23 protein-coding genes are annotated in these 23,291 nt (G+C 68.3%); 9 read left to right on the top strand and 14 right to left on the bottom strand.

Annotated elements, in window-relative coordinates; translation table 11 throughout:
* Positions 1-37: 37 nt before the first annotated feature.
* Together LKO27_RS05315 and LKO27_RS05310 are read left to right on the top strand one after the other, a co-directional pair.
* Positions 38-616 (top strand): DUF3000 domain-containing protein, encoded by a 579-nt coding sequence (locus LKO27_RS05315; RefSeq protein WP_227735887.1) that lies wholly within the window; start codon positions 38-40, stop codon positions 614-616.
* Positions 613-1,833, top strand: coding sequence for an HRDC domain-containing protein (locus LKO27_RS05310; RefSeq protein ID WP_227735885.1), 1,221 nt, complete (start codon positions 613-615; stop codon positions 1,831-1,833). Before LKO27_RS05315 ends, LKO27_RS05310 begins: the two co-directional genes overlap by 4 nt.
* Here the strand turns inward: LKO27_RS05310 and dxs are convergent.
* From dxs to LKO27_RS05285, 5 genes are all read right to left on the bottom strand, one after another.
* A complete protein-coding gene (gene dxs, locus LKO27_RS05305; RefSeq protein WP_227735882.1) occupies positions 1,753-3,714 on the bottom strand; it encodes a 1-deoxy-D-xylulose-5-phosphate synthase in 1,962 nt (653 codons plus the stop codon). The two genes, LKO27_RS05310 and dxs, sit on opposite strands and share 81 nt — an antisense overlap.
* Before the next feature lie 33 nt (positions 3,715-3,747).
* Entirely contained in the window at positions 3,748-4,053 is a 306-nt protein-coding gene (locus LKO27_RS05300) for a hypothetical protein (RefSeq protein ID WP_227735880.1), read from the bottom strand.
* Positions 4,054-4,222: 169 nt separating this feature from the next.
* On the bottom strand, positions 4,223-7,051 hold the full coding sequence (locus LKO27_RS05295; RefSeq protein WP_227735877.1) for an aconitate hydratase: 2,829 nt from the start codon (positions 7,049-7,051) through the stop codon (positions 4,223-4,225).
* A 91-nt stretch (positions 7,052-7,142) separates the two neighbouring features.
* Positions 7,143-8,270: a class I SAM-dependent RNA methyltransferase gene (locus tag LKO27_RS05290; protein ID WP_227735875.1), complete on the bottom strand. Its 1,128-nt coding sequence runs from the start codon at positions 8,268-8,270 to the stop codon at positions 7,143-7,145.
* The gene (locus tag LKO27_RS05285) at positions 8,267-10,270 is read right to left on the bottom strand and encodes an APC family permease (RefSeq protein WP_227735874.1); all 2,004 of its coding nucleotides are present in this window, start codon (positions 10,268-10,270) and stop codon (positions 8,267-8,269) included. Before LKO27_RS05285 ends, LKO27_RS05290 begins: the two co-directional genes overlap by 4 nt.
* Before the next feature lie 169 nt (positions 10,271-10,439).
* Here LKO27_RS05285 and LKO27_RS05280 point away from each other — a divergent pair, with 169 nt between their 5' ends.
* Positions 10,440-11,087: a TrkA family potassium uptake protein gene (locus LKO27_RS05280; RefSeq protein WP_227737221.1), complete on the top strand. Its 648-nt coding sequence runs from the start codon at positions 10,440-10,442 to the stop codon at positions 11,085-11,087.
* An 8-nt stretch (positions 11,088-11,095) separates the two neighbouring features.
* Complete coding sequence (locus LKO27_RS05275) at positions 11,096-11,797, top strand: TrkA family potassium uptake protein (RefSeq protein WP_227735872.1); 702 nt, start codon at positions 11,096-11,098, stop codon at positions 11,795-11,797.
* Here LKO27_RS05275 and LKO27_RS05270 read toward each other — a convergent pair.
* From LKO27_RS05270 to LKO27_RS05255, 4 genes are read right to left on the bottom strand one after another with little or no spacing between them, the layout of a single operon-like run.
* The gene (locus tag LKO27_RS05270; RefSeq protein WP_227735870.1) at positions 11,767-12,138 is read right to left on the bottom strand and encodes a DNA-binding protein; all 372 of its coding nucleotides are present in this window, start codon (positions 12,136-12,138) and stop codon (positions 11,767-11,769) included. The genes LKO27_RS05275 and LKO27_RS05270 overlap by 31 nt on opposite strands.
* On the bottom strand, positions 12,138-12,884 hold the full coding sequence (locus LKO27_RS05265) for a DUF3710 domain-containing protein (protein WP_227735869.1): 747 nt from the start codon (positions 12,882-12,884) through the stop codon (positions 12,138-12,140). The genes LKO27_RS05270 and LKO27_RS05265 overlap by 1 nt, the downstream gene beginning before the upstream one ends.
* On the bottom strand, positions 12,881-13,348 hold the full coding sequence (gene dut, locus LKO27_RS05260) for a dUTP diphosphatase (protein WP_370629945.1): 468 nt from the start codon (positions 13,346-13,348) through the stop codon (positions 12,881-12,883). Before dut ends, LKO27_RS05265 begins: the two co-directional genes overlap by 4 nt.
* Positions 13,345-13,800: a DUF3093 domain-containing protein gene (locus LKO27_RS05255; RefSeq protein WP_227735867.1), complete on the bottom strand. Its 456-nt coding sequence runs from the start codon at positions 13,798-13,800 to the stop codon at positions 13,345-13,347. Before LKO27_RS05255 ends, dut begins: the two co-directional genes overlap by 4 nt.
* A gap of 63 nt (positions 13,801-13,863) precedes the next feature.
* Between LKO27_RS05255 and LKO27_RS05250 the strand changes: the two genes are divergently transcribed.
* Positions 13,864-14,166 carry a DUF4235 domain-containing protein gene (locus tag LKO27_RS05250; protein WP_227735865.1) on the top strand — a complete coding sequence of 101 codons (303 nt, stop codon included), beginning with the start codon at positions 13,864-13,866 and terminating at the stop codon, positions 14,164-14,166.
* Positions 14,167-14,169: 3 nt separating this feature from the next.
* Here the strand turns inward: LKO27_RS05250 and LKO27_RS05245 are convergent, their stop codons facing one another.
* Positions 14,170-14,466 (bottom strand): DUF4193 domain-containing protein, encoded by a 297-nt coding sequence (locus LKO27_RS05245; protein WP_227735863.1) that lies wholly within the window; start codon positions 14,464-14,466, stop codon positions 14,170-14,172.
* Between the two features lie 76 nt (positions 14,467-14,542).
* Between LKO27_RS05245 and sepH the strand changes: the two genes are divergently transcribed.
* A complete protein-coding gene (sepH, locus tag LKO27_RS05240; protein WP_227735861.1) occupies positions 14,543-15,595 on the top strand; it encodes a septation protein SepH in 1,053 nt (350 codons plus the stop codon).
* A gap of 27 nt (positions 15,596-15,622) precedes the next feature.
* Here the strand turns inward: sepH and LKO27_RS05235 are convergent, their stop codons facing one another.
* From LKO27_RS05235 to LKO27_RS05220, 4 genes are read right to left on the bottom strand one after another with little or no spacing between them, the layout of a single operon-like run.
* The gene (locus LKO27_RS05235) at positions 15,623-16,261 is read right to left on the bottom strand and encodes a thymidine kinase (protein WP_227735859.1); all 639 of its coding nucleotides are present in this window, start codon (positions 16,259-16,261) and stop codon (positions 15,623-15,625) included.
* Complete coding sequence (locus LKO27_RS05230) at positions 16,254-17,495, bottom strand: glycosyltransferase (protein ID WP_227735856.1); 1,242 nt, start codon at positions 17,493-17,495, stop codon at positions 16,254-16,256. Before LKO27_RS05230 ends, LKO27_RS05235 begins: the two co-directional genes overlap by 8 nt.
* The gene (locus LKO27_RS05225) at positions 17,495-18,613 is read right to left on the bottom strand and encodes an alkaline phosphatase family protein (protein ID WP_227735854.1); all 1,119 of its coding nucleotides are present in this window, start codon (positions 18,611-18,613) and stop codon (positions 17,495-17,497) included. Before LKO27_RS05225 ends, LKO27_RS05230 begins: the two co-directional genes overlap by 1 nt.
* Positions 18,613-19,233: a DUF5998 family protein gene (locus LKO27_RS05220; protein WP_227735851.1), complete on the bottom strand. Its 621-nt coding sequence runs from the start codon at positions 19,231-19,233 to the stop codon at positions 18,613-18,615. Before LKO27_RS05220 ends, LKO27_RS05225 begins: the two co-directional genes overlap by 1 nt.
* On the opposite strand from LKO27_RS05220, the gene LKO27_RS05215 reads away from it, so the two are divergent.
* The 3 genes from LKO27_RS05215 to LKO27_RS05205 are packed head-to-tail and all read left to right on the top strand — an operon-like array spanning position 19,232 to position 23,272.
* Positions 19,232-20,260 (top strand): App1 family protein, encoded by a 1,029-nt coding sequence (locus tag LKO27_RS05215; RefSeq protein WP_227735849.1) that lies wholly within the window; start codon positions 19,232-19,234, stop codon positions 20,258-20,260. The two genes, LKO27_RS05220 and LKO27_RS05215, sit on opposite strands and share 2 nt — an antisense overlap.
* 17 nt (positions 20,261-20,277) lie before the next feature.
* Positions 20,278-22,728 (top strand): DNA topoisomerase (ATP-hydrolyzing) subunit A, encoded by a 2,451-nt coding sequence (locus LKO27_RS05210; protein ID WP_227735847.1) that lies wholly within the window; start codon positions 20,278-20,280, stop codon positions 22,726-22,728.
* 52 nt (positions 22,729-22,780) lie between these two features.
* The gene (locus LKO27_RS05205; protein WP_227735845.1) at positions 22,781-23,272 is read left to right on the top strand and encodes a carbonic anhydrase; all 492 of its coding nucleotides are present in this window, start codon (positions 22,781-22,783) and stop codon (positions 23,270-23,272) included.
* Positions 23,273-23,291: the final 19 nt, after the last annotated feature.

Below are 23,291 nucleotides of genomic sequence, written 5' to 3'. Positions count from 1 at the left end.
CCCGGGCATTGTCAGTGCCGCGGCCTAGGCTGCTCAGGTGGGCGAAACCAGATCCAGCAACCCTCCCGCGGGTTTCCGGCGGGCGGTTGAAGAACTGTCTGCCATGACCTGGAGGAAAGGCCTGACGGTGGAGGAGATCGGCTCCCCGCAGCGCATCGCTCCGTTCTCCGTCGCGCTGTCCGCCGAGTTCTCCGACGGTGACGAACTGGTGGCGAGCGGTCGTCTCATCCTGCTCCATGACCCACTGGGAAACGACGCCTGGCACGGGACCTTCCGGGTGGTGTCCTTCGCCCGGGCGGAGGTGGACATGGAAATGGTCACCGATCCGCTGTTGCCCGACGTCGCCTGGTCCTGGATGACCGACGCGCTCGACGCCCGCGGAGCCAGGCACACTGCGCTCGCCGGCACGGTGACGGCGTCCTACGGCAAGAGTTTCGGAGAGATGTCGGACACAGCGGACCAGGCCGACGTGGAGATTCGATCCTCCTGGACCCCCGAACTTGATGAGCACAACCCGCTGACCGGCCATCTGTACGCCTGGCAGGACCTGCTCGGTCACGTCGGAGGACGCCCACCGCTGCCACCCGGAGTGGTCCAGTTCCCGGGGCGCGCGTGACCGGTTTCGTCGAACAGTCGCGGGAGGAACTGCGCCCGGTGGTCTCCACCGGTGCCCAGCTGGAGGAGTGCCTGGCAGCGCTTTCAGCAGCGGAGGGGCCCGTCGCCTTCGACGCCGAGCGCGCCCACGGGCACCGATACTGGCCCAAGGCCTACCTGTTCCAGATCCGTCGGGAGGGCGCAGGTACCTGGTTGATCGACCCGGTCGAATTCGAGACCGACGGCGTCGCCCAGCTCAGCAGCCTCGTCGACGTCTGCGGCGACGCCACCTGGGTGGTGCACGCGGCCAGCCAGGACCTCACCTCGATGCGGGAGGCCGGCGTCGTCCCTCCGAGGCTCTTCGACACCGAGCTGGGTGCCCGGCTGCTCGGAGAACCGGGGGTGAGCCTCGGCGCACTGTTGGAGTCGAAACTGGGAATCTCGCTGCGCAAGGCCCACTCGGCCCAGAACTGGTCCACCCGGCCCCTGCCGACGGACTGGCTCATCTACGCAGCCCTGGACGTGGACTACCTGCTGGAGCTAGCAGAGGTGATCCACTCCGAGCTCGCCGCTGCAGGCCGGCTGGAGTGGGCCGAGCAGGAGTTCGCGGCCACCTTGGAGCACTTCAGGATGCCTGCCGCTCCCCGTCAGGACCCTTGGCGTCGACTCAGCGGGGTCACATCACTGCGCAGCCCGCGCCAGTTGGCGGTGGCCAGGGAACTGTGGCAGGAGCGCGACAGGATCGCGAGGGAACGTGACCGTCCCCCGGGCAGGATCCTGCATGACTCGGCCATCATCGAATTGGCGGCGCGGGCCAAGGCGGAGGCTCCCCTGCCGGGCGCTGCGGACGTCTCATCGATCCCCGGATTCCGCCATCGCGGAAGCCAGCGTTACCGCACCAACTGGCTGCAGGCGCTGGAGCGCGTGACGCAGTTGAAGCCCGGACAGTACCCGGCCCGGCGTCCGCCAGCGACCGGAATCCCGCACCCGAAGAACTGGGACCGGACCCATCCTGAGGCTGCCGAACTCTGGCCCCGGGTGCGTGCGGCAGTGGATGAGCTGGCCTGCGAACTGATGCTGCAGCCCAGCCTCATCGCGCCGCCGGCCATCCTGCAGGAAGTCGTCTACCACCACGTCCAGGAACCCGACTTCGGGGACTCACTCCGACGGCGCGGCGCCCGTGCCTGGCAGGTCGAGTTCCTCGAGCCGTTGCTCCTGGAGGTCTCCGGACGAGTCTGAGCCCGTCAGGACGCGCTCAAGCACTCTCCTGGCGATGTCCTTGCTGTTGAGTCCCACCGCTTCCAGGACCTCGTCGCGGGACCCGTGGGCCAGGTAGCTCTGCGGGATCCCGAACGCCATGACTGGAACGTCGACGCCAGCGGCAGCCAGTTCGGCCCGCAGGCGCTCACCCAGGCCGCCCTGCAGCAGGTTGTCCTCGATGCTGACCGCGAGTTCGTGCTCGGCCACCAGGGAGACGAGTTCCGGGCTGACCGGAACGCACCACAGCGGATCCGCCACCGTGCTGGCAAAGCCCTGCTTCGCCAGCCTGGAGGCCACCTCCATGCCGATCCCGGCGAACTGGCCGTAGCCGACCACCAGGACGCTCGGTGACTGGTCCAGCCGCAGGATGTCCACCTGGTCCCGCCCGCTGCCACGCTGGGTCACGGCCGGCAGCGCGTCGGGTAGGCGTTCCTTGGAGTAGCGCACCACCGTCGGCCGGTCATCGATGCTGACGGACCTCTCCAGTGCGTCCACGAGGCGGGTCTGGTCCCGCGGTGAGGCGATCTCCAGGCCGGGCACGAGTCCCAGCAGGGAGATGTCCCACATGCCGTTGTGGCTGGCCCCGTCGGTGCCCGTGATGCCGGAACGGTCCAGGGCGAACGTGACCCCGAGGCCGTGCAGTCCCGCGTCCATCAGGACCTGGTCGAAGGCGCGGTTGACGAAGGTGGCGTAGAGGGCCACCACCGGGTGCATTCCGGCGGCCGCGAGACCCGCGGCGGAGACCACCGCGTGCTGCTCGGCGATTCCGACGTCGAAGGTGCGGTCCGGGAACGCGGCGGCGAACCGGCCGAGCCCCGTGGGGTTGAGCATTGCGGCGGTGATGGCCACGACGTCGGGGCGGCGCCGCCCGATCTGCACCATGGCCTCGGCGAAGGCGTCGGTCCAGGTGGCCTGTACCGCGGCCGACAGCGGCTCGCCCGTGAACTCGTTGATCTTGCCGACGGCGTGGAACCGGTCCTCCTCGTTCTCCTCGGCCGCCCGGAACCCCTTGCCCTTGCGCGTCATGGCATGGACGATCACTGGACCGCCGTACTGGCGCGCCGCCTCGAGATGGGAGATCACCGCGCCGATGTCGTGGCCGTCGATCGGTCCGGTGTACTTGATACCCAGGTCGGAGAACATGCCCTGCGGGGCGAGGACGTCCTTCACCCCTGTCTTGAAGCCGTGCAGCAGGTCATATACGGGGCGGCCCATCACCGGCATCCCGGTCACGCGCCGCTTGATGAAGCTGAGGGTGCGCTCGTAGCGCTTGTCGGTGCGCAACGCTGCGAGGTGCTTGGCCAGGCCGCCGACGGTTGGGGTGTAGGAGCGTCCGTTGTCGTTGACGACGATGACGATGCGCAGGTCGTCGCGGGTGGCGATGTTGTTGAGCGCCTCCCAGGCCATGCCGCCGGTCAGGGCGCCGTCACCCACCACCACGACGACCGTGCGGTCCTCGCCGCGGAGCTTGAACCCCTTGGCCAGTCCCTCTCCCCAGGAAAGCGAGGTGGAGGCATGGGAGTTCTCCACCCAGTCGTGCTCCGACTCCGCGCGGCTGGGGTATCCCGACAGACCGCCGCTCTGACGGAGACCGTCGAATCCACCGCTGCGGCCGGTGAGCAGCTTGTGGACGTAGCTCTGGTGACCGGTGTCGAAGATGATCGGGTCCTTGGGCGAATCGAAGACCCGGTGCAGGCCGATGGTGAGTTCCACGACGCCCAGATTGGGGCCCAGGTGGCCGCCGGTGCGGCTGACCTTGGTGACCAGGAATCCCCGGATCTCGTCCGCCAGAAGGATCAGCTGGCGCTTGGTCAGCGCTCGCAGGTCCTTCGGCGTGCGGATGGATTCCAGGAGTGACATGGACTCAATACTAGGGCGTCACCCACGAATGGCTCACAGCTTGGGCACGAAACGCACGTCCCGGAGGGCCTGCTCCACCAGTTCCACCGCCCGGGCGACACGCACCAGCCGAGCCTCCTCCTGCTGCAGCACCCCCACCACGGCGTCGGCTGTGGACGTGTCGACCAGCCCTGAGAGATCCGGACGGGACCCGGCGAGGTTGTCGCGCGTCGACGCCAATTGACCGGCCACGAACTGGCGGGCGAAGCGGGCCAGGACGACGGGGTGGCGCAGGACCACCGGGTAGCCGCGGTACTCGGCGGGACAGCAGTCGAGCAGGAATGCAGTGGCAGACTTCAACCATCCCGGAGCCCCCGGTGGCCGAACCGATGCAGGCCAGCCCGGTGGCACGTAGACGCGAATCACTTCATCTTCATCGAACATGTGTTCGATTAAACACCCGACGCTGGAAAGAGTCCAGCCCTGCGGCGGTTCGCCGCAGGGGCTGGTACTTCTCAAAGCGGAAGCGTCAGGCAGCCGCTGCGAGGTTGCGCAGGACGTACTGCATGATGCCGCCGTTGAGGTAGTAGTTCCGCTCCCCCGGCGTGTCGATCCGGACGACGGCGTCGAAGGAGACCTCGCTGCCGTCCTCCTTCCGAGCCGTCACCTTGACGGTCTTGGGCGTGCGGCCCTCATTCAGCTCGGAGATCCCGGATACCGAGAAAACCTCCTCGCCAGTGAGGCCGAGCGAGTCAGCGCTCTCCCCCTCGGGGAACTGCACCGGCAGGACGCCCATCCCGATGAGGTTGGAGCGGTGGATCCGCTCGTAGCTCTCTGCGATGACGAGCCGGACCCCGAGCAGCGAGGTGCCCTTGGCCGCCCAGTCGCGCGACGAGCCGGAGCCGTACTCCTTGCCCGCCAGGACCACCAGCGGCGTGCCCTGCCCGGCGTAGTTCATCGCCGCGTCGTAGACAGTGGTGACGGGTGCGTCGGCGACGGTGAAGTCCCGGGTGAAGCCGCCTTCGGTGCCCGGCGCCAGCTGGTTGCGCAGCCGGATGTTGGCGAACGTGCCGCGGATCATGACCTCGTGGTTGCCGCGCCGGGAGCCGTAGGAGTTGAAGTCCTTGCGCTCCACGCCGTGCTCGGTGAGGTACTTGCCTGCCGGCGAGTCGGCCTTGATGGCACCGGCCGGCGAGATGTGGTCGGTGGTCACGGAGTCCCCGAGCTTGAGGAGGACGCGCGCGCCGTCGATGTCACCGACGGGCTCCGGCTGGGCGGGCATGCCGTCGAAGTACGGAGGCTTGCGGACGTAGGTGGAGTCCTCCTCCCACTCGAAGGTGTCGCCCTCCGGCGTCGGCAGGGTCTGCCACCGCTCGTCCCCGGCAAACACGTCGGCGTACCGGGAGGTGAACATATCGGCGTTGATCGACGATGCCACGACCTCCTCGATCTCGGCCTGGGTGGGCCAGATGTCGCGCATGTAGACGTCGTTGCCCTCCTGGTCCTGCCCGATCGGGTCGTTGAAGAGATCGATGTCCATGGTCCCGGCCAGTGCGTAGACGATGACGAGCATCGGCGAGGCGAGGTAGTTCATCTTGACGTCGGGGTTGATGCGGCCCTCGAAGTTGCGGTTCCCGGACAGGACGGCCGAAACGGCCAGGTCGTTGTCATTGATCGCCTTGGAGACCTGCGGGATCAGCGGCCCGGAGTTGCCGATGCACGTGGTGCAGCCGTACCCGACGAGGTTGAAACCGATGGCGTCGAGGTACTCGGTGAGCCCGGCCTTCTCGTAGTAGTCGGTGACCACCTGGGAGCCCGGCGCGAGCGAGGTCTTGACCCACGGCTTGCGGTTCAGGCCCTTCTCGACCGCCTTCTTGGCCACGAGCGCGGCGCCGATCATGACGCTCGGGTTGGAGGTGTTGGTGCACGAGGTGATCGAGGCGATGGTGACGGCCCCGTGGTCCAGCTCGAACTTGCTGCCGTCGGGGAGCTCGACCGGCACGAGGTTGTGCACTCGGGACTTGAGTCCCGAGTGGCCCTGGTCCGCGGGTGCGGGCGAGTCGTCGCGCAGGTGCGGGTCCGGCCCCGTGGGATCGGAGGCAGGCATGGTGTCCTCGACGGCGGCGTCGTAGCCGTTGTACTCGCGCAGGTGGTGGTGGTCGGGCTCGCCGCAGTAGTCCGCGACGGCCTCCCGGAAGGCAACCCGGGACTCGTCGAGCCGGATGCGGTCCTGGGGACGCTTGGGGCCTGCGATGGAAGGCACGACGGTGGACAGGTCCAGTTCGATGTACTCGGAGTAGACCGGCTCCGTGCTCGGGTCGTGCCAGAGACCCTGCTCCTTGGCGTAAGCCTCGACGAGAGCCAGCTGGTCCTCGTCGCGGCCGGTGAGGCGCATGTAGTCGATGGTCAGCTGGTCGATCGGGAAGATGGCGATGGTGGAGCCGTACTCGGGGCTCATGTTGCCGATGGTGGCGCGGTTGGCCAGCGGCACCTGGGTGACGCCGTCGCCGTAGAACTCGACGAACTTGCCGACGACCTTGTGCTCTCGCAGCATCTCGGTGATGGTGAGGACCAGGTCCGTGGCCGTGGTGCCCTCGTTGAGCTTGCCGGTGAGCTTGAAGCCCACGACTCGCGGCAGGAGCATGGAGACGGGCTGGCCCAGCATGGCCGCCTCGGCCTCGATGCCGCCGACGCCCCACCCCACGACACCGAGGCCGTTGACCATGGTGGTGTGCGAGTCGGTGCCCACGCAGGTGTCCGGGTAGGCCTGCAGAGCGCCGTCGACCGTGCGCGTGTAGACCACGCGTGCGAGGTGCTCGATGTTGACCTGGTGCACGATGCCGGTGCCCGGGGGGACCACCTTGAAGTCGTCGAAGGCGGTCTGGCCCCAGCGCAGGAACTGGTAGCGCTCGCGGTTGCGCTCGTACTCGATATCCACGTTGGCCTCGAACGCGCCAGCGATGCCGAACACCTCGGTGATGACGGAGTGGTCGATCACCATCTCCGCCGGGGACAGCGGGTTGATCTTCGCCGGGTCTCCGCCCAGGTCGGCCATGGCCTCACGCATCGTCGCGAGGTCCACCACACAGGGCACGCCGGTGAAGTCCTGCATGATGACGCGCGCGGGGGTGAACTGGATCTCGTGGTCGGAGTCTCCCGTCGGGTCCCAGTTGCCGATGGCCGAGATGTCATCCGCGGTGATGTTGGAGCCATCCTCCGTTCGGAGCAGGTTCTCGAGGAGCACCTTCATACTGAAGGGCAACTTCTCGTGGCCGGGCACCGCGTCCACCCGGAAGATCTCGTAGGACGTGCCGTTGACGTCCAGGCCTGCTTTGGCTCCGAAGCTGTTGACGCTCATCGCTCTCCTCTGCTCACTTGTCTTGATATCAAGATATCACTAGTCCACCGTTACTGCCACCGTTGTCAAGCAGTCTAGGACCGCAGGCCCTTCAGCGTCGCAGGATGGCCACGCACTCGACGTGGTGCGTCATCGGGAAGAGGTCCCAGGCCTCGATGCTGTCGGGGTGATACCCCAACGCCGCGAACGTTGCGAGGTCGCGTGCCAGCGCGGCGGGGTCGCACGCGACGTAGGCGACCGCCCGCGCGCCGAGGCCGGCGATCGCCGTCACCACCTCCGAACCCGCTCCCTTGCGGGGCGGATCCAGGACGACGAGATCTGCCGCAGCCGGGAAGGCGTCGAGCGCCCCCGCGAGCGGGGCCGCCAGGAACCGGGCCTCGGGAACGTTGCGGCGGGCGTGGTTGATCGCCTCGCGGCTCAGTTCGATGCCCAGGACGTCGCAGCCGCGGTCGGCCAGGGCACCCGCGAACGGGCCCACTCCGCAGTAGAGGTCGAGCGCGGTCTCCCCCGGCCTCGGCCCAAGGCCTTCCAGGACGGCGCCGGTCAGCAGCTCCGCCGCGCTGGGATGGACCTGCCAGAAGCCCGACGCCGAGACCCGGTAGTCGCGCCCGCGTACCCGCTGGGTAACCGTCCGCGAGCCGACCACCGGCCGGCCGTCGGCCAGCACCGTCAGGCGGCCGTCGGCGTTCACCACCTGCAGTTCGCTCCTGCCAGCCCCGAGCCGGCGCAACTCTGCCGTGCGGGGTCCGTCGGCGGCCACCAGGCACCCCTGCTCGGGCAGCGCGACGACGTCATGACTGCGGCGGCCTCGCAGTCCCACCCGACCCTCTTCGTCGACGGCGTAGCGCATCCGCGTCCTGGAACCGACGGCGCTGCCGACCGACTGCACGCTTCCGTCCCAGGCGATTCCGGCCAGCCGCTCCAGTTGCTCGGCGACTACGGCCGTCTTGAGCTCGAGCTGGAGTTCGGGAGAGGCGTGCTGCCAGTCGCAGCCCCCGCATTCCTCGGCGATCGGGCAGGGCGGCACCACCCTCCCCGGAGACGGCCGCAGCACCTCGACCACGCGGGCACGGTCGAACCGCTTGGCGCGCGAGACCACCTCGGCGCGCACGAATTCACCAGGTAGGCCACCGGTTACGAAGACCACCTTCTCGTCGGCGCGCGCCACGACGAAGCCCCCATGGGCGACGCGTTCGAGTTCCAGTTCCAGCACGGTCAAGACGTGATCCCCCGGTTGCGCGGACGCGAGGCCTTGTTGACCCGCTCCTTCGCCAGCCCGGACGAGCGCAACTGGTAGGGGACGCTGATGACCATGACGCCCGGCATGAAGTGCAGCCTCGTCCGTATGAAGAAGGCCGTCTGGTTGTGCAGGATGGTCTCCCACCAGTGCCCCACGACGTACTCGGGGATGTAGACCGCCACGACGTCGCGGGGGTTGGAGGTGCGCAGGTCCGACACGTAGCGGATGAACGGGCCGGTGATCTCACGGTAGGGCGATGCAACCACCGTGAGCGGGATCCCGAAGTCCTCCGCATGCCAGGCATCGAGGATCCGCTGGGTCTCCTCCGGGTCGACGGCGACCATCACCGCCGCGATCGAGTTGTTCCGCCCGGCCTTGGCGAAGTTGACGGCCTTCATCGTCGGCAGGTTGACCTCCTGCACGAGGACGACGGCCCGCACGCGGCTGGGCAGGGCGCGGTCGGAGTCGTCGGTGAGCGCGACCTCACGCTCCACCGCCCGGTAGTGGCGGCTGATGAACGTCATCAGCAGGTACATGACGGCCATCGCCACCAGCGCCAGGTAGGCGCCGTGGGTGAACTTCGAAATCAGCACGATGACGAGCACGACGCCGGTGATGGCGGCGCCGACGGCGTTGACCAGCCGTGAGCGCTGCATCCGGCGACGTTCGCCACCGTCGGTGACCCCCACCAGTTCCCGGTTCCAGTGCCGGACCATCCCGGCCTGCCCGACGGTGAAGGAGATGAACACGCCGACGACGTAGAGCTGGATCAGCGCGGTGACCGAGGCGTCGAAGATCCACACCAGCGCGATCGCGCTGATCGAGAGGGTCACGATGCCGTTGGAGTAGGCGAGCCGGTCGCCACGGGAGTGGAGCTGGCGGGGCAGGAAGCCGTCCTTGGCCAGGATCGACGCCAGGCTGGGGAAGCCGTTGAACGCGGTGTTGGCGGCCAGGAAGAGGATCACCATCGTCGCGGTCAGCACGACGTAGAACGCCACGGGCAGCCAGTCTCCGAAGACCACGCGGGCAAGCTGGGCGATGACGGTCACCGCGGCGGTGTGGATCTCGTTGCCGGCCGGATCCACGTAGTGGGCGCCCGTCAGTTCATCGATCAGGTGCACGTTGGTCAGCTTGGCCAGCGCCATGATGCCGAGGATCATCGTGACCGCGAGGCCGCCGAGCAGGGCGAGCACCGTCGCGGCGTTGCGGCTCTTCGGGGGCCGGAAGGCGGGCACACCGTTGCTGATGGCCTCCACACCCGTCAGCGCTGCGCAACCGGAGGAGAAGGCCCGGGCCAGCACGGCCACCAGCACCCAGCCCACGGCTTCCCCGGACCCCTCGGGCGCAACCACTATCAGGTGGGCCGTCTCGCTCACGAGGTCGTGCCCGAGTACGAGGATGCGGAACAGGCCGATGCCGAGCATCAACAGCATCGAGGCCATGAACACATAGGTGGGGACGGCGAAGAACGTTCCCGACTCGCGGACGCCACGCAGGTTCATGACGGTGATCACGATGATCACGACAGCCGCCACCAGTGCCTCGCGCCCCTCGATCCAGCCGATCATCGCCTGCGCGTTGATGACCCCGGCGGACACCGAGACCGCAACGGTGAGGACGTAGTCCACCATCAGCGCGGATGCGACGGTCAGGGCCGCCGGGCGGCCGAGGTTGGCCGCGGCCACCTCGTAGTCGCCGCCCCCGGTGGGGTAGGCGCGCACCGTCTGCCGGTAGGACCACACGACCACGGCGACCACCACGGCAACCGCCACACCGATCTGCCACGAGAACAGGTAGCCCGCCATGCCCGCCAGCGAGAGGGTGATCAGGATCTCGTCCGGGGCATAGGCGACGGAACTGAGCGCGTCTGAGGCGAAGACCGGCAGCGCCAGTCGTTTCGGCAAGAGGGTCTCACCCAGTTGTTCGTTGGGAAGCCTGCGTCCGACGACAACGCGCTTGAACCCGGAGAGGATGGTCACTGACAAAAGGTAGTCCCGTCGCCAGTCCTGCGGAAATCCCCCGCTCACTGGCCGATCACCGCCGCGCCGGCGTCCTCCTCGGTCAACTTCGGTGGCCGGGGGCCCGGCTGGCTAGGATGGCGGCACGAACTGGTCGAACCCGGAGGAGACGGCAGTGCACATCGTCATCATGGGGTGCGGACGCGTGGGGGCGGGCCTGGCCCGCGGACTCGAGAAGCGCGGCCACAGCGTCGCCGTGATCGACGTCAACGTCGAGGCCTTCCGAAGGCTCGGCAGCGACTTCCAGGGAACCACCGTCAAGGGCGTCGGCTTCGACCGCGAGGTCCTTGAGGCCGCCGGGATCAGGCAGGCCGACGGTTTCGCCGCCGTCTCCAGCGGTGACAACTCCAACATCCTGGCCGCACGCGTGGTGCGGGAGGGTTACGCGATCGACAACGTCGTCGCGCGCATCTACGACCAAGGGCGGGCCCTGGTCTACGAACGGCTCGGGATCCCCACCGTCGCGACCGTGCGCTGGACCGTCGGGCAGGTGCTGCGCCGACTGCTGCCGGAGGGAAGCGAGCCGGTGTGGCGGGACCCGTCCGGTCAGGTCAGGCTCATCCAGGTCTTCGTCCACAGTGGCTGGGTGGGCAAACGGATTCGGGATCTCTCGGCGGCCGTGCACGCCCCCATCCCGTTCATCTCCCGCGTCGGGCGGGGCATGGTGCCGGACAGCGAGACGGTCTACCAGGACGGGGACATCATCTTCGTCGGGTGCGAGACCGAACGCACCTCCGACATCGAGACCACCTTCGCCGTTCCTCCCACGAAGCACTAGGAGTCCACATGCGCGTCGCAATCGCAGGGGCCGGCAACGTCGGGCGTTCCATCGCCCGGGAGCTAATCTCCAACGGCCATCAGGTCCTGCTCATCGACAGGGACCCGCACGCCATCAAGCCGGACTCGGTCCCCGGTGCGGAGTGGTTCCAGGCCGATGCCTGTGAGTTGCAGAGCCTGGAGGAGGCGGAACTGGAGAACTGCGACGTCGCGATCGCCGCAACCGGGGATGACAAGGCCAACCTGGTGCACTCCCTGCTCGCCAAGACCGAGTTCGGCGTACCCCGCACCGTCGGCCGGGTCAACCATCCCGGCAACGAGTGGATGTTCGACGAGGTCTGGGGGGTCGACGTCGCAGTCTCCACACCCCGCATCATGTCCGCCCTCGTGGAGGAGGCCGTCTCCACCGGTGACCTGGTGCGGCTGTTCACGTTCAACCAGTCGACGACGAACCTGTCCGAGATCAGACTGCCGGAGGGCAGCCCCTTCGTCGGCCGCCGTATCGGAGATCTCGACCTGCCCCGCGACGTCGCCCTCGTGGCCATCATTCGTGACGGCCTGCCGATGGTTCCCGAGCGCGAGGGTGCCCTCGAAGCCGCCGACGAGATGCTGTTCGTCGTCTCCCAGGACTCACAGGCCAGACTTGCCGCGATGTTCGAGCAGGGCGGGCCCGGCCACGACTACGACACCACCTCGAACTCCGGGTTGTAGATCACCCCGGCACCAGCGTCGCCCGCCAGCCTGCCGGAGACCAGCAGGTCCGAGCCTGGCACGACGCATTCGAGCCGGTGGTGACCCATCCAGACAAGCTTCACCGTGCCGGTCCCGTCGTTCAGGACCGCCTCCAGCCAGCCCGAGTCCGGCGCCGTCGTGATCGACGTGACCGTGCCCCGGAACTTCACCCTGGAGCGCGGAGCAGCGCCGGCGATGTGCTCGGCGCCGCTTTCCAGCGAGCGCTCCTCCAGGTCTTCCGCCTCCAGTTGCTCGGCGGTGGAGAAGAGCCTGCGCACCCGGTCACCGAAGGACCGATGGGCAGCGGATCTCTGAGACATCACTCCTCCGTCTGGTTCTCCGCAGTGGGCACCGACATGGGCAACAGGCTTCCGGGTGCGGCGGGCTTCGTGCCGCGTCGCACCACGAGGTTGCTGAAGAACTCGAACAAGGTGAGCTGGGCCTCCTCGTCCTTGGGGTTCAGGGCCGCTTTGCCCATCAGCACGCCACGCAGCACCCACCCGGGTCCGTCGACGAGCCAGGTGCGGGAGACGTGGATGGCCGGGTTGCCCTTCGGGTCCGTCACTGGGAGCCGTCGGCGCAGTTCCGCACCGAAGGGTCCCCTGACCACCTGGACCTGACCCTTCTCCCGCTCGGTGGCGGCGATGATCTCCTCGCGGATCTCCGGCAGCAGCGACGTCCGCACGGGACCGGCGAACACGGCCACCTCCAGCGCGGAGGCGCCATCGGCGACGAGGATGGCCTGGACCCTCTCCTTGGCCTTGTCCACCTGGAGCTGCATCGTCATCTTCTCGAAGGGGGTGACCACGAGGGTCCCGAGGTCCAGGCGCTTGACGTCGTCGGCCTCCAGGTCGACCTCCTCGAAGTCGAAGGGGCCCCACTCCCGATCGAAGGCGGCATCCATCTCGGCCCACGCGGAGGCATCATCCGACTCGCCGGAGTCCGCCACGGTCTGGCTGTCCGAGTCGTCGGCCTCGAGGGCCTCCTCCAGCACCGTGAGGTCCTCGGAGGCGTCCGCCTCGACGTCCGCTTCGACGGCCTCGTCGTTCTTGCGTCCGAAAATCACTGTTGCAGCCTCCCTGGCTTGACGGGGATTTGTCGCCCCACTCCTGTTGAACCATAACCACCCGCACCGCGCTCCGTCTCGTCGAGGCTGGCCACGGGTGAAAAGCTAGCGCTCACGAAGGGCACCACCACCAGTTGGGCGATCCGGTCCCCTGCCCGCAGTGTGATCGGCTCGCGCGGGTCGTGGTTGACCAGGCAGACCATCACCTCGCCGCGATACCCGGAGTCGATGACTCCCGGCGAGTTGACGATCCCCAACCCCTGGCGCGCCGCAAGACCTGATCTGGGTGTCACCAGCCCCACCGTGCCCTCCGGCAGCGCCAGTCGGACGCCGGTGCCCACGAGAACCCGCTCACCGGGCCCCAGCACGACGTCGGTGGTGCTTCGCAGGTCGGCTCCCGCATCCCCCGGACGGGCGTAGGCGGGCATCAGGTCAGGGGCATCAACCACCACCGGGATGTTCACGGACGCCCACCTCCAGCGATGGCACGGATGGCGCTGGCGAGTTCGTCGGGGTTGCGGGAGCTGACCAGCCAGTGCGGGTGCGGGTCCGCCGGATCCGCCAGGTCCACCCTGACCAGGTCCCGGACGTAGGGTCGGGTCTGGAGGAAGTCCCTCGTGTCCGCCTCGGGCCCCAGGGCTGCGACGGCCGCGTCGCCCTGGAGTGCCTCCGCACCCCGGATCCACTTCCCCTCCACGCTGAAGCGTCCGACACTGAGCCGGTCACCCGAGACGCTGACCGCGGCGTTGCCGTAGGAGTACGCCACCGCGCCCACCGCGAACGCGAACAGCACAACCACCGCGGTGGCCAACGGGACGGTCAGGTAGGCGAACAGGGCGACGGCGAGGCTGCCGACCGCTAGGAGGGCTACGAACCACCACCACCAGGGGACCCGCAGACGTTCTTGATAAGCCACACCCCAAATCTAGCCCGCGTTCTGCACCATAATGAACTGCAGTCAGGCTACGAAAGGAACACCATGGCCGTGTCCGAGAAGATCTTCTGGAAGATCTACGCCGGCGTGCTGGGGGCGACCACCACCCTCGTCGCGCAGAAGCTGGTCACCAAGATCTGGGAAGCCACCACGGGCGACGAGCCACCGGACCCCAACGATCCCGAGACCCCGCTGAGCAGCGCCCTGATCTGGGCGATCTCGAGCGGTCTGGGCGTCGGAGTCTCCCAGCTGGTGATGAACCGGTTCATCCAGCGCCGTTGGCTCCGCAACATGGGCCACAACGCACCGGGCCGGCTCATCAACAAGCTGGACCTTCCGAGGAGGTAGGACTCAGACGCAGTCGACGCAGTAAGGCAGGCCGTCCTTGGTCTCGGCGAGCTGACTCTGGGACTTCACCAGGAAGCAGGATGCGCACGTGAACTCGTTGGCCTGCCGGGGCAGGACCTTGACGGTCAGTTCTTCGTGCGACAGGTCCGCGCCGGGGAGTTCGAAGGACTCAGCGGCCTCCACCTCGTCCTCGTCGACCTTGCCGGAGTTCTTGTCGTTGCGTCGGGACTTCAGCTCCTCGATGGAGTCCTCGTTGAGTTCTTCGTCCGTCTTGCGAGGGGCGTCGTAATCTGTGGCCATTTGTCAGGTCCTTTCCCTGCGACGTCGGACCCAGCCGACGCGTAACGGCGACATGTGTACCACAAGTTCGCCCTGAATGGCGAAGAACGGCCCGCGCGGTTTCAGTTGGGCCGCCGTCCACGCTGATAGGTTGTCAGCCAACACACGTACAGGAGAGCCAATGGAGAGTGCACTCAGCCCACGCGAGATCCAGGCGCGCATCCGCAGCGGAGCCTCGATCGCCGAGGTGGCGGAGGCGGCTGGCGTGGACGTCGATCGCGTCGAGGGGTTCGCGGGCCCCGTCCTCGCCGAGCGGGAGCACATGGCCCGCACGGCGCTCGTCGCGACGGTGCGCCGTCGCGGGGACGGGACGGGGCATCGCAAGCTCGGCGACATCATCCGCGAGCGACTCCAGGCCCGCGGCATCGACGCGGACCTGGTCTCCTGGGACGCCTGGCGCCTGCCGGACCTGCGCTGGGCACTGATCGGCAGGCTTGAGGATGACGACGAAGCGGCCTCCCGCGAGGCGGAGTTCCTGTTCGACCCGAAGGGACGCTTCAACGTCGCGGTCAACGCCGATGCCCGCTGGATGATCGGCGAGCAGCTGCCCGGCGTCGAGAGCCCCGACAACGAGAACACCGTCGACTTCCAGGACGAGCTTGCGCTGGTGCGTGCAACGCAGGACCAGGCGAGCGTGCCCGGCGACGACGTCCCCAACCGCGACCCGCTCTACGACGACGCCAGGCAGACCTCCGAGCTCGACGACCTCTACGACATGATGAGCGGCATCAGCGAGGACTCGGTCCGCATCTACGTGGGCCTCTCGGAGGACTCCGATGCCGAAGGGGCTGGAGGATCCGAGAGCGGGGACACCCCGGCGCAGCAGCCGGCCGATCACCCGTCGGAAGGGGCCGCCGCCGGGGAGACCGGGGAGTCCGAGGAGGAGCCCGACGCTGGTGCCTACGAGATCCAGGAATCCCAGGTGACCCCCGATCCCGAGCCCGAGGTGCTGGAGCCGGAGCAGGACGCGCTCGTGGAGGTTCCCGAGGAGACCGCCCCGGAGTCCAGGCCGAAGAGCAGGCGGCGTAGCCGTGCGAAGATCCCCAGCTGGGACGAGATAATGTTCGGCGGCCCCACCAAGGAGACCTGAGCCGCCCCGCGCCGGCTGCGCGAACCGTCAGCCGAACGGCAGCGGGTCTGGTGACAGGGTCGCCTTCGCGCGCGTGGCCGTGACCCTCCGACGGTGGTGAGCCCTGCAGAGCACTTCGTAGCGCACCTCGGCGTCGCCCACGGTGTCACCCACCACCACCTGGGAGCCCTCGGTGACCATCTCGCCACCGACGGTGCGGGCGTTGTGGGTGCCCTTCTTGCCGCACCAGCACAGCGGCCCGATGGGCAGGGTCTCGACCCGGTCGGCCAGTTCCACCATCCGCTTGGAGCCGGGGAACAGCTGGGTCCGGAAGTCGGCCAGAATGCCGAACCCGTAGACGTCGAGTTGCAGTTCGTCGACCACCCGGGCCAGCTGGTCGATGTGCTCGGCGGTGTAGAACTGCACCTCGTCGCAGACCAGGTAGTCGACCCGCTTGCCAGTGGTGAGTTCGGAGATGATGTAGCGCCAGAAGTCGAAGTCGGCCACCACCTCGATTGCGTCGACCTCCAGACCAAGCCTCGAGGTGATGCGCGGGGTACCGGAGCGGTCCCTGCTCGTGAACACCCTGCCCGCCCGGCCATGGGTGGACTGGGTGTGGTTGAGCTGCAACGCAAGGGTCGACTTGCCGCAGTCCATCGGGCCCGTGTGGAACACCAGTTCAGCCAACGCTTCCAACCTCTCCTGCCAGCAGCGCCTCGTAGGCTGCCTCGTACGCCTCCCCCGTCCTGCGTGGCGCGAGCGCCGGGAGCAGGTCCGCGGTGGCCGCCGACATCCGGCGGCGCAGGTCCGGATCCATCATGCGGCGCATTCCAGCGGCCATCGCGGCCGCGCCCGGGCCGGTCAGCAGCGAAGTCTCCTCCGACAGGCCGACGGTCAGCCGGTCGTCACACAGGAGTACCGGCAGCCCCGCTGCCACCCCTTCGGCGATGACCAGCGCCTGGGAGTCGAAACGATAACTGCTGAGGGCCAGCACGTCGGCGTTGACGAGCTCATAGGCGATCGCGTCGAGCGAACTGAGGTGGCCACGCATGTCGATGTTGTCCGCCCCACGTGCAAGTGAGCGCAGGAGGTCGCGCTGGTCGCCGTCGCCGACGATGACGAGCTCCGCGTTGGGCAGGTCCGCCTGCCGGAAGGCGCGGATGAGGACGTCGAGCCGCTTCTCCTTCGCAAGGCGCCCCACGGAGAGGAACCGGACCACGTCGTCGGTGCGCTCCCGCTTGGCGTGCCTGATGGCCTCCAGCATGCCCCGGTTGACGCCGGTGGGCACCACGAATCCGCGCAGCTGCCTGCCTGCTGCCTCCGTGATGAGGTCATGCATGAAAGGCGACGGTACGGTGTAGCCGTCCACCTTGGCGGCGATGTCGGCGAAGGAAGCCCAATCCATCCTGGCCGCAACCCCGCCGGTCTCCCGATTGCGGTGCGGGAGCCTGGAGCGCGGCGTCGCCTTCCTGCTCGCGCGGGTCAGGAACGGGTTGATCAGCACCTGGTAGGACAGGGTCCCGAACACCGAGGCCACCGGGACGCTCTGGTGCGTGCCCGCGATGTTGGCGTGGAACGTGTGCAGGTGCGGGACGCCCTGCAGCCGTGCCAGCCGCGAGCCCAGCACGAGCGCACCCCTGTCGGTCTGGGTGTGGATGATGTCGAACTCGGCCTGACCCGCGATCAGTTGTGCGCGCCGCTCGGTGCAGTGCAGGACGCTCAGATGCGCCGGCAAGCCCTCCAGGTAGATGGTGGGACACTCGATGATGCGGCAGTGCCTGGGCTTCTCAAGGTGCCGGTCCGGTGCGATCAGGGTCACCTCGTGGCCCAGCGCGGTGAGTTCCTCCAACTGGGTCTGGACCGACCGCGAGATCCCGCCCGAGGACGGGAAGAAGTCGTCGATGAGGATGCCGATCCGCATCATCGGGGTCCGATCGCGAACAGGGGCACCAGCATCTCGGCGGCAGTCAGGGACCCGTGCATGCCGACCAGGCCGAACTCGCCCGGGTAGTCGGTGCTCATGATTGCCCAGTCGTCGTGCATCGCGACGAGGACGTCGCCGATGCGCGGCACGGCCACCGGGTCCGGGTCGGGACCGAACCAGCCCGCGGCGAGGGCATCCTCGCGGAGGACGACGCTCGCGCGGTCGCCGAGGAACCGCGACCACCCGGCGGCCACACGCGCCGCGTCGTCGGTGTACAGCTGCCGGAACCGCCCCTCCCCCGCGATGTGGCGGAACCCGGCGAGTTCCGGATGGTTCTCGGCGATGATCTTGCGCTCGACCGGTACGTTGACCATGCCGTGGTCTCCCGTGACGAGCAGGCAGACCCCGTCCGGCAGCTCTGCAGCGAGGTCCTTGACGAGGTCGTCGATACGGGCGAGCTCGTCCAGCCACTGCCAGGACCCGACGCCGTGCCCGTGACCATGGTGGTCCAGCAGCCTCTCGTAGCAGTAGATGACGTCGCTGTCCTCGAGGGCGCGTCCCACCAGTTCGACGAAGTGCTCCGGGTCCGACTCGAACTCCACCCCGTGGTGGTCCGTCCCCCCGAAAGCCATTCGCGTCAGCGCGCTCTCGGAGAAGCGCGTCAGGCTGACAGCCGCCGCCCCGTGCCCCTGTCTGCCGAGGCGCTCGAAGACGGTCTCGGTCAGGGTGAACGCGGCGACGTCGTCGGGACCGCCCTCCCAGCTCAGCGCGTTCAGCACGGAATCGGCCGCCGGATCCAGGAAGGTGTAGCCGACGACGCCGTGCCGGCCCGGCGGGACGCCGCAGCCCAGGCTGGTGAGCGAGGTGGCCGTCGTGGAGGGCACCGAGCAGGTCAGGCGACGCGCGCCGGGGAGCAGCCCGGAGAGGTACTCCGCGTGGTCTGCATGTGCGGCGAGCGGATGCCAGCCGAGGCCATCGACGAGGAAGACGACGTACTTGTGCGCCCTCGGGAGATCGAGCACCGGGTCCCCGCCGACCAGCCTGGCCTCGATGCTGGGCAGCAGGTTGGCCAGCGTCGCCCCGGCGTAGTCAGGCAGGATGAACTCCGCGCTCATCATCCGATCCGACGCTGCAACAGAGCCCCGAACTCGAGCAGGCGTCTGGTGTTGCTGTCACCGTCGCCGGCCGGGCTCATCCGCAGGGTCAGGTCGTTGGGGACGTCCATGCCGGTGAAACCGTGTTCCGCCTCGCACTCCGGGTCCTCACACGCGGCGGGACCCAGGTCCAGCCGCCTGGTGCCGCCCCACACCAACGTCAGCCAGGTCTCCACCAGCTGCGCCTCGGGTGCGGGGAAGACCTCCGGATGGGCGATCGAGCGCGTCACCACGACCGAGTCGATTGCGCGCAGTGCCACCACCTCGGAGGTGGTCAGGGCCCTTCCGGGGACGCCGTTGTCGCCGTCGTCGGTGTGGCAGATCAGCAACTGGTTGTGGGTCAGCACCAGCACCGTCATGTGCCGCTGCACCTCATGGCCGGCGAACGTGGCCTCGTGGTGCACCAAGTGGCCCTGCACCTGGGCGTCACCCAGGCCGCCGGCGATGGTGTCTGCCACCAACTGGGGGTAGAACCCGCACTCCGCGATCTCGGCCACCAGGTCCGCTGGCAGAGGGGTTCGGGTCAGGCTGGAGCGGGTCACCCGGCCATTGTTCCATGCCTTCGCTAAGTTGTGGTCCATGAAGTCCCGACCCTTCCTGGCCGCCCGGATCGAGGATCGCCTCAACCGGATGCTCAACAGACTGCTGATCCGGCTCGGCTGGCAGGAGTCGGTCGTCGCCTACACCGGATTCGGCACGCAGGAGCAGATCCGCGTCCTGGGCCGGGTGGTGCTGCGCCCACCGAGCCAGCTCGGCATCGTCCAGGCCGCCACCGAGATCATCAACCGGAGGGGCTGGCGCAACTTCATCGCCGCCCCCAAGGTCAACGCGGCGGCCACCGTCGTGATCGGCGAGGAACGGATCGGGATCGTCGCCGACCGGGGCGGCTACGTCGACGTGCGACTCCGCAACCCCGGTCTGCGTCCCGGCTGGCACAGCATCCAGATCGACGGTGCCGCCGGCGCGTCCACGCTCGCACCGGTCCAGGTCATCGACTCCGAGGAGACCTTCGGAATCGTCAGCGACATCGACGACACCATCATCTCGACGTGGCTGCCGCGGCCAATGGTGGCGGCGTGGAACTCCTTCGTGCTCACCGAGCAGGCCAGGCAGGCGGTTCCGGGCATGGCCCGGCTGTACCAGCAGTTGCTGGCAGAACACCCGGGCGCCCCCATCATCTTCGTCTCCACCGGCGCCTGGAACACCTACCCGATGGTGAGGCGGTTCTGCGCCCGTCACGGCATCCCCGACGGCGCCATGCTCCTGACGGACTGGGGCCCAACCAACACCGGCTGGTTCCGCAAGGGCCCGGAGCACAAGCGCACCTGCCTGCGGGAACTCGCCCGTGACCTGCCCAACATCAGATGGCTGCTGGTGGGTGACGACGGCCAGCACGACCCGAGCCTGTACGCCGAGTTCGCAACCCTTCAGCCCGACCACGTCCGCGCCCGGGCCATCCGCGAACTCAGCCCAGCGGAGCACGCACTGGCCCACGGCACGCTCACCGAGCAGGCCAGCGATGACCAGACGTGGAACCCCGACACGGCGCCGGAGGTTCGTGCACCCGACGGAGACGGTCTGGCCGATAAGCTGCGCAGGATCATCTGAAAGGAAACCCCTGCCACATGGCGACCAAGACGCCCGAGGACGACACCTTCACAGAGCACATCCTGGATGTGAACGTCACCGAGGAGATGGAGACGAGCTTCCTGGAGTACGCCTACTCCGTCATCTACTCCAGGGCGCTTCCCGACGCCCGCGACGGGCTGAAGCCCGTCCAGCGGCGCATCCTGTTCTCGATGGACGAGATGGGCATCCGCCCGGACCGCGGCCACGTGAAGTGTGCCCGCGTCGTAGGCCAGGTGATGGGTGTCCTCCACCCACACGGCGACACCGCCATCTACGACGCCCTCGTGCGGCTCGCCCAGCCCTGGGCCATGCGCCTGCCGCTGATCGACGGGCACGGCAACTTCGGCTCCCTCGACGCCGGCCCGGCCGCCATGCGCTACACCGAGTGCCGGATGGGCGCCGCGGCGCTGGCCATGACCCGCGGCCTGGACCAGGACACCGTCGACTTCAAGCCGAACTACGACGGCCGCGAGTCCGAGCCCTCCGTCCTGCCCGCAGCCTTCCCGAACCTGCTGGTCAACGGGGCCACCGGCATCGCCGTCGGCATGGCCACCAACATCGCACCGCACAACCTCGTCGAAGTGGTCGGGGCCCTCAAGCAACTGCTCAAGAAGCCCGACATCGGGCTCGACGAGCTGATGCGCTACATCCCCGGCCCCGACTTCCCCGGCGGCGGCAAGATCATCGGACTCGACGGCATCCGCGACGCCTACGAGACCGGCCGCGGCACCTTCCGGGTCCGCGCCACCGCTCGCATCGAGAAGGTCAGCGCCCGTCGGCAGGGCATCGTCGTCACCGAACTGCCCTACATGGTCGGGCCCGAGAAGATCATCGAGCAGATCCGCAAGGGCGTGCAGGACAAGAAGCTCACAGGAATCGCCGACGTCAAGGACCTCACGGACCTGGCCCACGGCACGCGGCTGCTGGTGGAGGTCAAGAACGGCATCAACCCCGAAGCGCTGCTGGAACAGCTCTACAAGCAGACCAAGCTCGAGGACACCTTCGCCATCAACGCCGTCGCGCTGGTCGAGGGCGAGCCCAGGACGCTGTCGCTGAAGGACCTGCTGCAGGTCTACCTGGCCCACCGCCTGGACGTCGTCCTGCGCCGCAGCCGTTTCCAGCTCGGCAAGGCCGCCGACAGGCTCCACCTGGTCCGGGGCCTGATCACGGCCATCGCCGACATCGACGACGTGATCGCCATCATCCGCACCTCCGACGACGCCGCCCAGGCTCGCACCCGCCTCATCGCCGCCTTCGACCTCGACGAGGTCCAGGCCAACTACATCCTCGACATGCAGCTGCGGCGGCTCACCAAGTACTCCACCATCGAGCTGGAGAAGGAGTCCGACGAGCTGGCCCAGACCATCGCGGGGCTGAAGGAGATCATCGAGGACCCGGCCGTCCTGCACCGGGTCGTCGGCTCCGAACTCGACGCCGTGGCCAAGGAGTTCGGCACTCCCCGGCGGACAGTCCTGCTGGCCTCGAGTGGCCAGGTCAGCGCCGTGTCGGCCCCGCTCGAGGTGCCTGACGAACCCTGCTGGGTGCTGTTGTCCGGCACCGGCCTCGTGGCCCGCACCGACGTCGCCACCCCGCTCCCCACGGGCGGCCGGGCCGCGCACGACGTCATCGTCTCGGCCACCCGCACCACGGCCCACTCGGAGTTCGGCATCATCACCAACCGTGGCCGGGTGGTCAAGGCTCGCGCCATCGAATTGCCGACGGTGCCGCTGACCGCCAGTGCCCCCTCGCTGCAGGGCGGCTCGCTGGCCAGCGAGCTGTGGCCGCTGGAACCCGGCGAGCGTCCCCTTTGCGTCACCACCCTGGACCCGTCCTCACCCGGCCTGGCGGTGGGGACCAGGGACGGCATCGTCAAGCGGGTGAAGGCCGAGATCATCTCCAAGGACTCCTGGGACGTCATCCGGCTCGACGACGGGGACGAGCTCGTCGGCGCCGTGGAGTTGTTCGACGAGGCCAGCCACCTTGCCTTCATCACCTCCGACGCCCAGCTCCTCCACTTCCCCGCCGCCGCGGTCAGGCCGCAGGGACGCACGGGCGGTGGTGTCGCCGGCGTCAAGCTGGCACCAGGCGCGAAGGTGGTCTGGTTCGGCACCGCCACGCCGGCCCACGACGAGGTGGTCACCATCTCCGGCAGCTCCTCGGCCCTGCCCGGGACCGAGCCCGGCTCGGTGAAGGTCACGCCGATGAGCGAGTACCCCGCCAAGGGCAGGGCCACCGGCGGCGTGCGCTGCCACCGCTTCCTGAAGGGCGAGGACACCCTGCTGCTGGCGGCCATCGGCAGGGCCCCGGTCGTGGCCTCGGCTGCCAGTGGTTCGCCCGTCGCGCTCCCTGAGCCCACCGGACGGCGGGACGGCTCGGGGGCCGCACTCCCCCAGCCGGTCACCTCCCTCGCGGGACGCCATGACGGTGGGGCGGCGGCGGGCAGCTGAGGTGGGGGCTCGGAACACTGCTGTAGCATCACGCCTCGAAGGAGAGTGATACATGAGCTTCGACGACCTGATTGCAGCCAACCGCGCCTACGCCGAGAACTTCCCACACGGGGGCTTCGACGGCATCGCCCACGCAGGGGTGCTGATCATCACCTGCATGGACTCCCGGATCGACCCGCTGGACATGGTAGGGCTGGGACACGGGGACGCGAAGATCCTGCGGACACCCGGAGGCGCGGTCTCCAGCACCACCCTCACCGGGTGCGTGCTGAGCGTTCAGCTGCTGAACGTCAAGCGAATCATGATCGTGCCGCACACCAAGTGTGCGATGGCGTCGGGAACCGACGCGGACATCCGCCAGGTCATCAACGAACGCAGCGGCCTGGACACCAGCTGGGTCAACTTCGGTGCGTCCCCTGACCAGCTGCAGCGCCTCAGGCGGGACTACGAGATGGTCACCAACCATCCGCTGATCAAGGACCGCGCGGAAGTGGGCGGATTCATGTACGACGTGGACACCGGCATGCTGGAGCAGCTCATCTGAGCGCTCCCGTCCCGGACTG

The organism is Tessaracoccus sp. OS52 (assembly GCF_020687685.1).
Taxonomy (GTDB): Bacteria; Actinomycetota; Actinomycetes; order Propionibacteriales; family Propionibacteriaceae; genus Arachnia.
This window is presented reverse-complemented; position numbering and strand designations above follow the sequence as displayed.